Annotated in this window: 14 protein-coding genes and 5 tRNA genes; all 19 read right to left on the reverse strand. The window is 49.8% G+C overall.

Going from position 1 to position 14,452, the window contains the following annotated elements:
* Position 1 precedes the first annotated feature (1 nt).
* Positions 2 to 4,174 carry a DNA-directed RNA polymerase subunit beta gene (gene rpoB / locus INP77_RS09250; RefSeq protein ID WP_194748739.1) on the reverse strand — a complete coding sequence of 1,391 codons (4,173 nt, stop codon included), beginning with the start codon at positions 4,172 to 4,174 and terminating at the stop codon, positions 2 to 4.
* A gap of 243 nt (positions 4,175 to 4,417) precedes the next feature.
* On the reverse strand, positions 4,418 to 4,795 hold the full coding sequence (rplL, locus tag INP77_RS09255; RefSeq protein WP_194748740.1) for a 50S ribosomal protein L7/L12: 378 nt from the start codon (positions 4,793 to 4,795) through the stop codon (positions 4,418 to 4,420).
* Between the two features lie 33 nt (positions 4,796 to 4,828).
* Positions 4,829 to 5,326, reverse strand: coding sequence for a 50S ribosomal protein L10 (gene rplJ / locus INP77_RS09260; protein WP_194748741.1), 498 nt, complete (start codon positions 5,324 to 5,326; stop codon positions 4,829 to 4,831).
* A gap of 276 nt (positions 5,327 to 5,602) precedes the next feature.
* Positions 5,603 to 6,289: a 50S ribosomal protein L1 gene (gene rplA, locus INP77_RS09265; protein ID WP_194748742.1), complete on the reverse strand. Its 687-nt coding sequence runs from the start codon at positions 6,287 to 6,289 to the stop codon at positions 5,603 to 5,605.
* A 1-nt stretch (position 6,290) separates the two neighbouring features.
* The gene (rplK, locus tag INP77_RS09270) at positions 6,291 to 6,722 is read right to left on the reverse strand and encodes a 50S ribosomal protein L11 (protein ID WP_029147986.1); all 432 of its coding nucleotides are present in this window, start codon (positions 6,720 to 6,722) and stop codon (positions 6,291 to 6,293) included.
* Between the two features lie 90 nt (positions 6,723 to 6,812).
* Positions 6,813 to 7,349, reverse strand: a complete 537-nt coding sequence (nusG, locus tag INP77_RS09275) for a transcription termination/antitermination protein NusG (RefSeq protein WP_194748743.1) — start codon at positions 7,347 to 7,349, stop codon at positions 6,813 to 6,815.
* Positions 7,349 to 7,696, reverse strand: coding sequence for a preprotein translocase subunit SecE (gene secE, locus INP77_RS09280; RefSeq protein WP_194748744.1), 348 nt, complete (start codon positions 7,694 to 7,696; stop codon positions 7,349 to 7,351). The genes nusG and secE overlap by 1 nt, the downstream gene beginning before the upstream one ends.
* Positions 7,697 to 7,739: 43 nt before the next feature.
* Positions 7,740 to 7,815 (reverse strand) — tRNA-Trp (locus tag INP77_RS09285).
* A 58-nt stretch (positions 7,816 to 7,873) separates the two neighbouring features.
* A complete protein-coding gene (gene tuf / locus INP77_RS09290; protein WP_194748734.1) occupies positions 7,874 to 9,064 on the reverse strand; it encodes an elongation factor Tu in 1,191 nt (396 codons plus the stop codon).
* Between the two features lie 122 nt (positions 9,065 to 9,186).
* Positions 9,187 to 9,261, reverse strand: a tRNA-Thr gene (locus INP77_RS09295).
* A 20-nt stretch (positions 9,262 to 9,281) separates the two neighbouring features.
* Positions 9,282 to 9,357, reverse strand: a tRNA-Gly gene (locus INP77_RS09300).
* 70 nt (positions 9,358 to 9,427) lie between these two features.
* Positions 9,428 to 9,512: transfer RNA gene (locus INP77_RS09305), tRNA-Tyr, on the reverse strand.
* Between the two features lie 62 nt (positions 9,513 to 9,574).
* Positions 9,575 to 9,650, reverse strand: a tRNA-Thr gene (locus tag INP77_RS09310).
* 128 nt (positions 9,651 to 9,778) lie between these two features.
* Positions 9,779 to 10,186 (reverse strand): ClpXP protease specificity-enhancing factor, encoded by a 408-nt coding sequence (locus INP77_RS09315; RefSeq protein ID WP_194748745.1) that lies wholly within the window; start codon positions 10,184 to 10,186, stop codon positions 9,779 to 9,781.
* Positions 10,187 to 10,247: 61 nt separating this feature from the next.
* The gene (locus INP77_RS09320; protein WP_194748746.1) at positions 10,248 to 10,847 is read right to left on the reverse strand and encodes a glutathione S-transferase N-terminal domain-containing protein; all 600 of its coding nucleotides are present in this window, start codon (positions 10,845 to 10,847) and stop codon (positions 10,248 to 10,250) included.
* A gap of 65 nt (positions 10,848 to 10,912) precedes the next feature.
* Positions 10,913 to 11,623, reverse strand: coding sequence for a cytochrome c1 (locus INP77_RS09325; RefSeq protein ID WP_194748747.1), 711 nt, complete (start codon positions 11,621 to 11,623; stop codon positions 10,913 to 10,915).
* Complete coding sequence (locus tag INP77_RS09330; RefSeq protein WP_194748748.1) at positions 11,623 to 12,909, reverse strand: cytochrome b N-terminal domain-containing protein; 1,287 nt, start codon at positions 12,907 to 12,909, stop codon at positions 11,623 to 11,625. Before INP77_RS09330 ends, INP77_RS09325 begins: the two co-directional genes overlap by 1 nt.
* A 5-nt stretch (positions 12,910 to 12,914) precedes the next feature.
* Positions 12,915 to 13,535, reverse strand: coding sequence for a ubiquinol-cytochrome c reductase iron-sulfur subunit (petA, locus tag INP77_RS09335; protein ID WP_194748749.1), 621 nt, complete (start codon positions 13,533 to 13,535; stop codon positions 12,915 to 12,917).
* 116 nt (positions 13,536 to 13,651) lie between these two features.
* Positions 13,652 to 14,398, reverse strand: a complete 747-nt coding sequence (locus tag INP77_RS09340) for a Nif3-like dinuclear metal center hexameric protein (protein WP_194748750.1) — start codon at positions 14,396 to 14,398, stop codon at positions 13,652 to 13,654.
* Positions 14,399 to 14,452 lie beyond the last annotated feature (54 nt).

The following is a 14,452-nucleotide window of genomic DNA, read 5'->3' on the forward strand; positions in this document are numbered from 1 at the left end:
CTTAGTTACGGTCCAAATCAATATCAATGGCCAGTGAACGGATTTCTTTCACCAGCACGTTGAATGATTCAGGCATACCCGCATCAATTTTGTGCTCACCTTTGACGATGTTTTCGTACACTTTGGTACGGCCATTCACGTCATCTGATTTCACGGTCAACATCTCTTGCAAGGTGTATGACGCACCATAGGCTTCCAGTGCCCACACTTCCATCTCACCGAAGCGCTGGCCACCGAACTGGGCTTTACCACCCAGCGGCTGCTGTGTCACCAGGCTGTAAGGACCGGTAGATCGTGCGTGCATCTTGTCGTCGACCAAGTGGTGCAGTTTCAGCACGTGCATGTAACCGACAGTCACTGGACGCTCGAACGCATCACCGGTACGGCCATCAAACAGTTTGACCTGTGTTTTGCCAGCGTGGAACTGCAATTTCTTGGTGTGCTCGTCATCATCAGGGAAAGCCAGATCCAGCATGGCTTTAATGTCAGACTCAGCGGCACCGTCAAACACTGGTGTCGCGAACGGCACGCCGTGTTTCAGGTTCTGCGCAAGGTCAATCACTTCCACATCTGTCAGACCAGCAATGTCTTCTTTCTTGCCAGTGCTGCTGTTATAGATCTTGTCCAGGAAGCCTCGGATTTCAGCCACTTTGGCTTCTGCTTGCAGCATATCGCCAATGCGTTTGCCCAAACCTTTGGCAGCCCAACCCAGGTGGGTTTCCAGAATCTGACCGATGTTCATCCGTGAAGGCACGCCCAGCGGGTTCAACACGATATCCAGCGGTGTACCATCAGCCATGTATGGCATGTCTTCGACCGGGCAGATTTTTGAAATCACACCCTTGTTACCGTGACGACCGGCCATCTTGTCACCAGGCTGAATACGGCGTTTCACAGCCAGATAGACTTTGACCATTTTTTGTACACCTGGTGGCAGTTCGTCACCTTGTGTCAGTTTACGCTTCTTCTCTTCGAATTTGTTATCGAATTCGATGCGGGCCTGGCTCAAGCTGTCTTTCAACTGCTCAAGTTGACGGGCAGCCTCTTCATCGCTCAAACGGATGTCAAACCAGTCATAACGACCCACGCTCTCCAGATATTCCTGAGTCAGGGTGTCGCCTTTTTTCAGCTTGTTCGGACCACCTGTGGCCACTTTACCCGTCAACAGACGGCTGATACGGCCAAAAGTATCGTCTTCTACAATACGCATCTGGTCGCCCAGATCTTTCTTGTAGTGAGACAACTGGTCATCAATAATTTGTTGCGCACGGGCATCACGGTCGATACCTTCGCGTGTGAACACTTGTACGTCGATCACAGTACCGGTCATGCCAGAAGGCACGCGCAGTGAAGTGTCTTTCACGTCAGACGCTTTTTCACCGAAAATCGCACGCAGCAGCTTTTCTTCTGGCGTTAAAGTGGTTTCACCTTTAGGGGTCACTTTACCTACCAGCACGTCACCCGCTTCCACCTCGGCACCAATATAGATAATCCCGGAATCATCCAGACGGCCCAGCATGCGCTCGGACAGATTGGAAATATCGCGGGTAATCTCTTCAGGTCCCAGTTTGGTATCACGTGCCACCACTGACAGCTCTTCAATGTGGATGGAGGTGTAACGGTCATCAGCCACTACGCGCTCGGAGATCAGAATCGAGTCTTCGTAGTTGTAACCGTTCCAAGGCATAAAGCCAACCAGCATGTTCTGACCCAGCGCCAACTCACCCATATCCGTAGAAGCACCATCCGCCACCACGTCGCCGCGGCTAATGATATCGCCTACTTTAACCAGCGGACGCTGGTTAATATTGGTGTTCTGGTTAGAACGGGTGTACTTGGTCAGGTTGTAGATATCCACACCCACTTCGCCGGCTTGCGCTTCAGCATCGTGGACACGAATCACAATACGGCCTGAGTCGACGTAATCGACCACGCCACCACGACGGGCAGTCACGACAGTACCGGAGTCCACCGCGACTGTACGCTCAATGCCTGTACCGACTACGGCTTTTTCAGCACGCAGACAAGGCACGGCTTGACGTTGCATGTTGGCACCCATCAAGGCACGGTTCGCGTCATCGTGTTCCAGGAAAGGAATCAATGAAGCCGCAACAGACACGATCTGGCCTGGTGCCACGTCCATATACTGCACGCGCTCAGGTTGCGTCATGGTAAATTCGTTATGGAAACGCGCAGAGACCAATTCCTCCTTGAAGCCACCGTCTGTAGACAGTTCGGTGTTAGCCTGTGCGATCACATACTGGCTTTCTTCAATGGCTGACAGGAAATCAATCTTGCCCGACACCTTGTTGCCTTCAACCAGACGATAAGGGGTTTCCAGGAAACCATATTCGTTGGTACGGGCATACAGCGCCAGTGAGTTGATCAAACCAATGTTTGGACCTTCAGGCGTTTCAATTGGACACACACGGCCATAGTGGGTAGTGTGTACGTCACGCACCTCGAAGCCGGCACGCTCACGGGTCAAGCCACCTGGGCCCAAAGCGGAGATACGGCGTTTGTGCGTAATCTCGGACAATGGGTTAGTCTGGTCCATAAACTGCGACAACTGGCTAGAACCGAAAAACTCACGAATCGCACTGGAGACTGGCTTGGCATTGATCAAGTCATGCGGCATCAGGTTCTCTGACTCAGCCTGTGACAGACGCTCTTTGACGGCACGCTCAACACGGACCAGACCGGCACGGAACTGGTTCTCGGCCAATTCACCCACGGAACGGATACGACGGTTACCTAAGTGGTCAATATCGTCAATCTCGCCACGGCCATTGCGCAGCTCAATCAGCACGCCAATGACAGCGAGGATATCTTCGTTGGATAGCACATTGCTACCTGTATCGCCTTGAGGGCCGACTTTTTCGTAGAAACGACGCATCCAGGTTGCTGAACGGTCTTCCAGCTTGCTTGGATAAGCACGGCGGTTGAATTTCATACGACCCACTACGGACAGGTCATAGCGATCTTCAGAGAAGAACAAACCATTAAACAAGGCCTCTACAGCCTCTTCGGTTGGCGGCTCGCCTGGGCGCATCATGCGGTAAATCGCTACACGTGCACTGTACTGGTCAGGAATCTCATCACTGCGCAATGTTTGCGAAATGAAATTACCATGATCCAAGTCGTTGGTGTAAATGGTGTCGATTTCTGAAATCTTTGCCGCGACCAACTTTTCAAGCAATGATGGTGTCACTTCATCATTGGCGTTAGCAATCAGCTCACCCGTTTCAGTATCAATAATGTTTTTGGCAACTGCGCGACCCATCATAAAGTCGGTTGGTACCGCCATGGTGGTTACGCCCGCTTTTTCGATGTCACGGATATGTTTAACGGTGATACGTTTGTCTTTGGCAACCAGCACATTACCGTCTTTGTCAGTAATGTCGAATTTGGCCACTTCACCACGCAGGCGGTCTGCCACCAACTCAAACTCCACGCCTTTCGGGCCGATGTGGAAAGTGTCGGTGTCGTGGAAGGTTTCCAGAATTTGCTCTGGAGTGTAGCCCAATGCCTTCAGCAGGATGGTCACTGGCATCTTGCGGCGACGATCCACACGGAAGTACAGGTAATCTTTAGGATCAAACTCAAAGTCTAACCAGGAGCCACGGTAAGGAATAATCCGTGCAGAGAACAACAACTTACCGGAGCTGTGGGTTTTACCACGATCGTGCTCAAAGAATACGCCAGGGCTACGGTGCAATTGGGAAACAATGACACGCTCGGTACCATTAATCACGAAAGAGCCATTTTCGGTCATGAGCGGCAATTCACCCATGTAGACTTCTTGTTCTTTGACTTCTTTGACGGTTGGTTTGGACGCTTCACGGTCCATAATGGTCAGACGTACCTTGACACGCAGTGGCACCGCGTAAGTCAGCCCACGTTGCTGACATTCTTTCACGTCAAATGGCTCTGCGCCTAATTGGTAGCTCACATAGTCCAGACGGGCATTCTCTGAATGACTCACAATCGGGAAAATGGAACGGAAAGTCGACTCTAGACCTTCGTTTTTACGTTGGTCCGCTGGTACATTTTCCTGCAGGAATGATTTATAGGACTCCAGCTGCATGGCCAGCAGATAAGGTACCTCTTGAACGCTGTCACGCTTGGCAAAGCTTTTGCGAAGGCGTTTCTTTTCGGTAAAGGAATAGCTCATAGCGTCTCCTGAAATTTTTGAGGGTAGAAGACAAAACACTTTTCATCCACTGCAATGTTTTGACATCTAACTTCGCATTTAAAATCAGCCACTTAAATTAGCCGGTTAGCTTATCTATATGTGGCCACAATACCGCTTTTACAACAGGCTTCCAGACAATTACAGTTTATTTACAATCTGCAACGCCAGAAATGGCGAAGGCCGACGGTCTCCCGTCAGCCCAGCCAGATTCACAATTGTGAATTATTTCATCTCAGCAGTAGCGCCCGCTTCGATCAATTTCTTCACAGCGGCTTCAGCGTCAGCTTTGCTTACGCCTTCTTTAACCGCTTTAGGTGCGCCGTCTACCAGGTCTTTAGCTTCTTTCAAGCCCAAACCTGTCAGTTCACGAACTGCTTTAATCACGCTCACTTTGTTGTCGCCAGCGCCGTTCAAGATGACGTTGAACTCAGTTTGCTCAGCAGCAGCTGGAGCAGCACCAGCAGCAGCGCCGCCAGCAGCCACTGCAACAGCAGCAGCAGAAACACCAAACTTCTCTTCGATTTCTTTGATGAACGCAGTCAGTTCCAATACGGTCATGCCACCGATTGCATCTAAGATGTCAGCATTAGAAATTGCCATGATATAAATTTCCTAAAATAATTTGATTAAAAATTAAGCCGCTTGCTTTTCTTTTTCGTCGCGTATTGCAGCAACGGCACGAGCAAACTTGGTTGGGACTTCGTTGAGTGTGCCAGCCAATTTGGACAGCAACTCATCACGGCTCAATGTAGATGCCAACGCTTGCACGCCAGCCACATCAAGACGCTCATTAGGCATCGCGCCCGCTTTCAGTACGAACAATTCGTTATCTTTTGCGAAATTGTTCATGACTTTGGCGGCTGCAACTGGATCGGTAGAAATACCGTACACCAGTGGCCCAACCATGTCGTCAGCCAATGCGGCAAAAGGCGTACCTTCTACTGCACGACGAACCAAGGTGTTTTTCAACACACGCAGATACACACCTGCATTACGTGCATCAGCACGCAGTTTCGTCATATTGGCTACGCCAATACCACGATACTCAGCAAGTACGATTGCTTGTGCGTTTGCTACTTGCGCAGCAACCTCGGCAACGACTTCTTTTTTCTCTGTAAGATTAAGACTCAAGGTCTGTTCTCCTTCCGTTAATGAAAGCCCGGTTAAATCACCGGGCCACTCACGGCGTCCTTGTGCAGGGCATGGATATATCCTGTGTTGGGGATCGCCATCTGCGTTGGTTTCAAACTGCTGCAAACAGAGGATTACTCACCCATTTGCATTCAATTTTCAATTAAGTAAAACACCAACGGTCTTTGATGTTCTTGAGTGCTTACAAAATTGCATAAACACTCAAGCCCAAAGTACTTGCCCGACCCATTAACGGACCGGGACTTGATTCAATGCTTAAGCAGCGACTGAAGCTTGGTCAACACGTACGCCAGGACCCATGGTGCTGGAGACTGACAATTTCTTCAGGTATACGCCTTTGGAGCTGGCTGGCTTGGCTTTGTTCAATGCTTCGATCAAAGCAGACAGGTTGCCTTGCAGTTGCTCAACAGTAAATGAAGCACGGCCGATGGTGCAGTGAACGATACCGCCTTTATCAGTACGGTATTGCACTTGACCCGCTTTAGCATTCTTAACTGCTGTCGCTGCGTCTGGTGTCACGGTACCCACTTTTGGGTTAGGCATCAAACCACGTGGGCCCAACACTTGACCCAAGGCACCAACGATACGCATCGCATCAGGTGTAGCAATGGCTACATCAAAATCCAACATACCGCCTTTGACTTGCTCGGCCAGATCTTCAAAACCAACGATGTCAGCACCAGCTGCTTTTGCAGCTTCAGCTTGTGCACCTTGTGCAAACACAGCCACACGCACTGTTTTACCAGTCCCGTTAGGCAATACGATCGCGCCACGCACCAGCTGGTCAGATTTACGTGGGTCGATACCCAAGTTAATCACTGCGTCTACAGATTCGTTAAATTTAGCAGTTGCGCCTTCTTTTACCAGGCTCAGCGCATCAACTACCGGGTACAGCTTGTTGCGGTCAATCTTTGCACGCAACGCATCAATTCTTTTCGCCATGTTATACACCCTCCACTTCGATACCCATGCTGCGTGCGCTACCAGCGATGGTGCGAACGGCTGCGTCCATGTCGGCAGCGGTCAGGTCAGGCATTTTTGTTTTGGCGATTTCTTCGGCTTGTGCACGAGTAATCTTGCCAACTTTGTCCGTATGAGGACGTGGAGACCCTTTTTCCAGCTTGGCTGCTTTTTTGATCAGCACAGTTGCAGGAGGGGTTTTCATCACGAATGTGAAGCTCTTGTCTGCAAACGCAGTGATCACCACTGGGATAGGCAGACCTGGTTCAACGCCTTGTGTTGCCGCGTTAAACGCTTTACAGAATTCCATGATGTTCAGACCACGTTGACCCAGTGCTGGACCGACTGGTGGGCTTGGGTTGGCTTTACCTGCAGGGATCTGCAGCTTAATATAGCCAATGACTTTCTTTGCCATGTTTGACTCCTTGAATGGGTAATAGCGCCTGTGGCAGGCTCCCCGTTAAAAAATATCGACCGCCAGTCAGGCCGTCGACACAATGCACAACTAGACTTCTTTTTCTACTTGTGCAAAATCCAGTTCAACCGGTGTCGCACGGCCAAAAATGACCACTGAAACACGCAGTTTGTTTTTGTCGTAGTTCACTTCCTCTACGCTGCCAGAGAAGTCCTTGAATGGACCATCGATCACACGAACACTCTCGCCCTTTTCAAAGGTCATCTTCTGTGTCGGATTAGATTTGCTGTCATCCATGCGACGCAGAATAATTTCGACTTCCTTATCCTTGATCGGGGTTGGACGTTGTGCAGTGCCACCGATGAATGAAGTCACACGTGGTGTACTTCTCACCAAATGCCAACTTTCGTCAGTCATTTCCATTTGCACCAACACGTAACCAGGATACAAGCGACGCTCAGAAATGGTCTTCTGACCATTTTTCAGCTCAATCACCTCTTCTACCGGCACCAGAATGTCACCGAACTGATCCGGGATATTCGATCTTGCGACGCGCTCTTCCAAACCGGCCTTGACGGATTTCTCCATGCCGGAGAAGGCCTGAACTGCATACCAACGCATAGCCATTAAGCCCCCCTACCCATAATCCATTGCACCATGTAGGCAAAACTGATGTCCACCAACGCCAAGAAAGCAGCCATGATCACAACCAGCACCACAACAGCCAGTGTCGTTTGCAGGGTTTCCTGACGCGTTGGCCACACCACACGCTTGGCTTCAGCAACAGACTCATTAAAGAAAACCAGCGCCTGCTTACCTTGTGGCGCAGTCCACGCGACCGCTACAGACGCGACAATACCTGCCAACACGGCAAGTATCCTGATAACCATTGCTTTATCTTCAAAAAGATAAAAACCGGCAATCCCCAAAGCTAGTAACAACAGGGATAAAGCCAGTTTGATTTTATCGATCATATACTTAACTTTATGATTAACACCACAGACTATTCTGGGTGTTTGGCAGGCCAAGAGGGTCTCGAACCCCCAACCCTCGGTTTTGGAGACCGATACTCTACCAATTGAGCTATTGGCCTGTACTCTTTAAAGCGAAAGCTGCACGGGTTGTAGCGCAGCTTTCACCTACATCAACAATTACTCGATGATTTTGGCAACGACGCCAGCACCAACGGTACGACCACCTTCACGAATCGCGAAGCGCAGACCATCTTCCATCGCGATAGGCGCGATCAATGTCACAGTGATAGATACGTTATCACCTGGCATCACCATTTCGGTACCTGCTGGCAATTCAACTGCACCAGTCACGTCAGTGGTACGGAAGTAGAACTGTGGACGGTAGCCGTTGAAGAATGGTGTATGACGACCACCTTCATCTTTACCCAACACGTAGATCTCAGCGGTGAACTTGGTGTGTGGTTTGATAGAACCGGATTTAGCCAGCACTTGACCACGCTCAACTTCTTCACGCTTGGTACCGCGCAGCAGTACGCCTACGTTGTCACCCGCTTGACCTTGGTCCAGCAGTTTACGGAACATTTCAACACCAGTACAGGTGGTTTTCAAGGTTGGCTTCAGACCAACGATTTCGATTTCGTCACCGACTTTAACGATACCACGCTCAACACGGCCGGTTACTACAGTACCACGACCAGAGATAGAGAATACGTCTTCTACTGGCATCAGGAAGGTACCGTCAATGGCACGCTCTGGGGTTGGGATGTAGCTGTCCAATGCGTCAGCCAATGCGAAGATCGCTGGTTCGCCGATTTCTGATTGGTCGCCTTCAAGGGCCAATTTAGCAGAACCTTTGATGATTGGGGTGTCATCACCTGGGAAGTCATACTTGCTCAGCAAGTCACGCACTTCCATTTCAACCAGTTCCAACAACTCAGCGTCGTCAACCATGTCGGCTTTGTTCAGGAATACAACGATGTATGGTACGCCAACCTGACGGGCCAACAGGATGTGCTCACGTGTTTGTGGCATAGGGCCGTCAGCTGCTGAACATACCAGGATCGCGCCGTCCATCTGGGCAGCACCGGTAATCATGTTTTTAACGTAGTCAGCGTGGCCTGGGCAGTCAACGTGTGCGTAGTGACGGCTTGCAGTCTCGTACTCAACGTGTGCTGTGTTGATGGTAATACCACGTGCTTTTTCTTCTGGTGCCGCGTCAATTTGGTCGTAAGCTTTTGCTTCGCCACCAAATTTCTTGGTCAACACTGTGGTGATCGCCGCTGTCAATGTTGTCTTACCGTGGTCAACGTGACCAATCGTACCAACGTTCACGTGTGGCTTGGTACGTTCAAATTTGCCTTTTGCCATGATGTTTTTCCTTTATTAGTACTAAATAAAGCCAATAATATTGTTTTCACAAATTATGCGACGCGGATGACAGCACCCTTGCGCGACTACTTACCAAGCCCCATATCACTACAGAGCGCATCTGGTGCCCATGGCGGGAATCGGACCCGCGACCTCTCCCTTACCAAGGGAGTGCTCTACCACTGAGCCACATGGGCGTTTTGCCTTTTGTTATTGTTGGAGCGGGCGACGAGGTTCGAACTCGCGACATCTTGCTTGGAAGGCAAGTGCTCTACCAACTGAGCTACACCCGCACTATGCAGAACACCCAAGGAAGGCTCTCACCAACCCGCTTTACAGCAACACCTACAGGCAATCATTTTTTGGTGGAGGGGGCTGGATTCGAACCAGCGTACTCAGAGAGAACGGATTTACAGTCCGTCGCCTTTAACCACTCGGCCACCCCTCCAAAAAATCGACCGCGATTATCGCGGTTTATGTCATCAACGTCAATGTCAACTGACATAAATTTGGTGCCGGGTATCGGAATCGAACTGATGACCTTCGCATTACAAGTGCGCTGCTCTACCAACTGAGCTAACCCGGCATTTCAGGAAGGCGCAACTATATCACTTTTTTTGGGATGTGATCTAGTGCTTTTATGAATTTTTTTATTTTTTGTTGAAAAAATTGCATTCAAAATGAAGCATCGGCTAAACACCGAGCACAGCAGCCTTACTTCACTACTTTAAGGTGTGACTTTTTCGCTTGCGCATCCACCGCAGACGCTACCGGGGACACCATTTTTTCAGGCGCTGGCGGCACGCCATCCACAACTTCAAAAAACATACCTTGCCCATTCTCCCTGGCAAATACGCCTCCGATCCGGTTGATCGGGACATAAATATGTTGCGCAACGCCATTAAAGCGCGCAGAGAACACAACCGCATCATTATCAATATGCAAATCTTTGACAGCAGTGTAGTTCACATTTAGCACAATCTCGCCATTTTTGACATAAGCCATCGGCACACGCGTCTGCGCATCCACTTTGACCAGCAAATGCGGCGTCAGATTATTATCCAGACACCATTCATGTATGGCGCGAATCAAATAAGCCGTGGTCGGAATCAATGTACTCATGTTGGACTTCCTTAAAAAAACAGCGCGAATATGGATTCGCGCTGTTTATGCATGACTGATGTTATTTACGCATCGCCTTTTCAGAGGGTGTCATAGCCTCTGCATACATTGGACGAGAGAACAAACGCTCGGCATACTTGAGCAATGGCGAAGCCTGGTTTGGCAACTCAATGCCATAATGCCCTAACCGCCATAACAATGGCGTGATCGCCACATCCAGCATGGAGTACTCGTCGCCCATCAGGTAGTTTTGCTTGCCAAAAATCGGCACCAACTGCGTCAGGTTATCGCGAATGACCTTGCGTGCACGATCCGCGGTTTCCTGATTATCAGATTCAACATCCTTGATATGACTGAACAAGTCTTTTTCAAAGTTATACAAGAACAGTCTTGCACGTGCGCGCATGACCGGGTCAGCTGGCATGAGTTGAGGATGAGGAAAACGCTCATCGATATACTCATTGATGATATTGGCTTCTGACAAGACCAGGTCACGCTCGACCAACACCGGCACTTCACCATAAGGATTCAAAATGGCCAGATCTTCAGTTTTATTGGTCAAGTCCACATCAATGACTTCAAAGTCCATGCCCTTCTCGAACAGCACGATACGGCAACGGTGACTGTAAGGATCAACGGTACCCGAATACAATCTCATCATAATTTATTTTCCCTATAAAAAAAGACACCAAGGCCTCACGCCTTGGTGTCAGACTTGGTTGGCAATTAGCGAATATCTTTCCAGTATTCGGCTTTGATTTTTTTCACCAAGAAGAACAATCCTGACAGGAACAGCAACACTGCCACCCCAATCCACAAACGGGATTGTTTGGCTGGCTCTGCCATAAATGCGAGGAAGTTAGTCAGATCACCGACAAACTGGTCATACTCTTGCGGATTGAGCTTACCGGCTTTGTCCAGTTTAAGGGTGTGTGTTTCGTGATCGAGTACTTGCACGCCTTGCAACTCATATAACACATGCGGCATGGCCACCTTGTCAAACACCAGGTTATTCCAGCCAGTGGGACGTGACTCATCCTTGTAGAAGCTGCGCAGATAGGCATACACCCAATCCGCACCACGCGCACGCACTTCAACGCTCAAATCAGGCGGTGCAGCACCAAACCATTTTTTCGCATCTTTAGGATTCATGCTAATGCGCATGGTTTCGCCCACCTTCTCACCGGCAAACAACAGATTGTCTTTAATCTCTTTGTCGGTCAGGCCAATGTCCTGCAAGCGGTTGTAACGCATGTAGTTGGCGCTGTGGCAATTCAGGCAATAATTTACAAAGATCTTGGCACCACGCTGCAATGACGCTTTATCCGTCATCTTGATTGGCGCCTTGACATCAATATGCACCTCATTTGCAAACGCCATCACTGACGCCAAGAGGGCCAGACCTGCAAAGGCCTGCAAAAACAATTTTTTCATCATTAGTATGTCACCCTTTCTGGCACAGGCTTGGTTTGATCTTTTTTGGTATACCAAGGCATCAAGACAAAGAATGCAAAGTACACCACTGAACAAATACGAGCCAACACAGTCGCGCGGTCTGCACGACCCATCCATGGTCCAAATTGACCCCAGACATCACCTGGCACGGTTCCCAGATAACCCAGGATCACGAAGCTGATCACAAAAGCAGCCAACCAGCGTTTGTACAACTTGCCACGGTAACGAATAGACTTCACCGGACTCTTGTCCAACCACGGCAAGAACGCAAAGGCCACGACTGACAAGCCCATGGCTACCACACCAGGGAATTGCGAGATACCGATAGGCGGCACTGCACGCAAAATGGAGTAGTAAGGCGTGAAATACCAGACTGGCGCAATATGCGGCGGTGTTTTCAAAGGATCTGCCGGAATAAAGTTATTCGCTTCGAGGAAGTAACCACCCATTTCAGGCATAAAGAACACAATCGCAAAAAACACCATCAGGAAGACAACTACACCCACCAGATCTTTCACAGAGTAGTAAGGGTGAAATGGAATGCCATCCAATGGAATACCGGTTGCCTTGTCTTTATAGGTCTTGATTTCAACGCCATCAGGGTTGTTAGAGCCCACTTCATGCAAAGCCACGATATGCACAGCAACCAGCCCCAGCAACACCAGCGGTAAGGCGATCACGTGGAAAGCAAAGAAACGGTTCAGGGTAGCATCGGAAACCAGATAGTCACCACGCAACCACTCAGACAAGTCAGGACCAATAAACGGCACAGTTGAGAACAGGTTCACAATCACCTGCGCACCCCAGTAAGACATTTGACCCCATGGCAGCAGGTAGCCAAAGAACGCTTCGCCCATCAGCACCAGGAAAATGCCCACACCAAACAACCAGATCAACTCACGCGGCGTGCGATAAGATCCGTAAATCAGGCCACGGAACATATGCAAATAGACCACCACAAAGAACATGGAGGCGCCGGTCGAGTGCATGTAACGGATAATGTTGCCGCCAAATACGTCCCGCATGATGTATTCCACCGAAGCAAAGGCCAACTCGGCATCCGGCTTGTAGTTCATGGTCAGAAAAATACCGGTGACAATTTGCAGCACCAGCACCAGCAAAGCCAATGATCCGAAGAAATACCAGAAGTTGAAATTTTTCGGTGCGTAATACTCGGTAAGGTGTCCCTTGATGGTACTGGTCAGCGGGAATCTGGCATCAAACCAGCCCAGTAAACCAGTGGCAGTTGTTTTTTTAGTCGTTGCCATGATAGTTAAGCCTCCGCCTTTTTGTCATCGCCAATCAGCAAGGTCGTGTCAGTCAGATATTGATGCGGCGGCACCAGCAGATTTTTTGGTGCCGGAGAGCCTTTGAACACACGGCCAGCCAAGTCAAACTTAGAGCCGTGGCAAGGACAGACAAAACCACCATCCCAGTCTGCTGTCATTGCAAAGTTGTCGTTTGGTGAACAACCCAGATGCGTGCAGGTCCCCAACATGACCCCGAACTCTGGCTTGATAGAACGATCCTTGTTTTTACAATACTCAGGCTGTTGCGGCACTTCCAGATTCGGATCCGACAACTGGTCATCATGCTTGACCAACTTATCCAGCATTTCTGGCGTACGACGCACGATCCAAACCGGTTGACCACGCCATTCAGCCGTCATTTTCTCGCCCGGCTTCAACTTGCTGATATCCACCTCGACAGGTGCACCCGCCGCTTTGGCACGTTCACTTGGCAGCATGCTACCAACAAACGGCACCGCTACTGCAGCAACCCCAACAGCCCCGGTGGCGGCAGTCGCTTTCACCAAAAAATCGCGTTTTTGCAAATCCACCTCAGATGGCTGGCAAAACGACAAACAGTTGTTGTCAATTTTGTTTTCTGACATTGGCTTCCTTAATCTACCCTTTTGAGGTAACAGTGAGTATAAAACTTGAGTCGCGATTATACATTTTTCGCAGAAACAAGCCAAATTTATTTCAATAAGTCATTGATATTAATCAATTAAACAGGGTTACCCAACTCAACATAAACATGCTCCAAGCCATGCGTTTGTGCAAGCCACTGCCCAAGCGCCTGGACGCCATAACGCTCAGTGGCATGATGCCCGGCACTGAGGTAAGCCGTACCTGATTCGCAGACGGTATGCCAGGTTTGCTCGGAGACTTCACCACTGATAAACAGGTCCACGCCAGCAGTGACCGCCTGTTGAATATAAGATTGGGCAGCGCCAGTACACCAGGAGACAGTGTGTACTAACTTATCAGGGGCCCCAAGCACTTGTGGCTGCCGCCCCAATCGTTGGGCAACATGCTCTGCCACCTGCGCCAGCGACATCGGTTGCGCCAAGGTGGTCACAGGCAGCATATTCTTATCATCAAGATAGCGTGTCACCGGCCAGCCGAACACCTGTCCCAGTTGCACATTGTTTCCCACCTGCGGATGTGCATCTAGCGGCAGGTGATACGCCAGCAGGCTGATATCATGTGTGAGCAAGCGCTTGAGGCGCTGACGCTTGAGCCCAGTCACCTCTGCTGGCTCGCCACGCCAGAAATAGCCATGATGCACTAGAATCGCATCCGCATTGGCGGCGATGGCCGCCTCAATCAGCGCCTGACTGGCAGTCACGCCACTGATAATGCGCCGCACTTGCGGCCGCCCCTCCACCTGCAAACCGTTGGGGCAATAGTCCTGGAATTTGCTTACTTGCAAAAAATTAGCCAATTCACTAACAAGAAGATTCAATTCCATCTCTGAGTCTCATATACTAGTCGTTATTAAAGACATTCACTTATTGCACATTTC

This window comes from Methylophilus sp. 13 (assembly GCF_015354335.1).
In the GTDB taxonomy this organism is placed as follows: domain Bacteria; phylum Pseudomonadota; class Gammaproteobacteria; order Burkholderiales; family Methylophilaceae; genus Methylophilus; species Methylophilus glucosoxydans.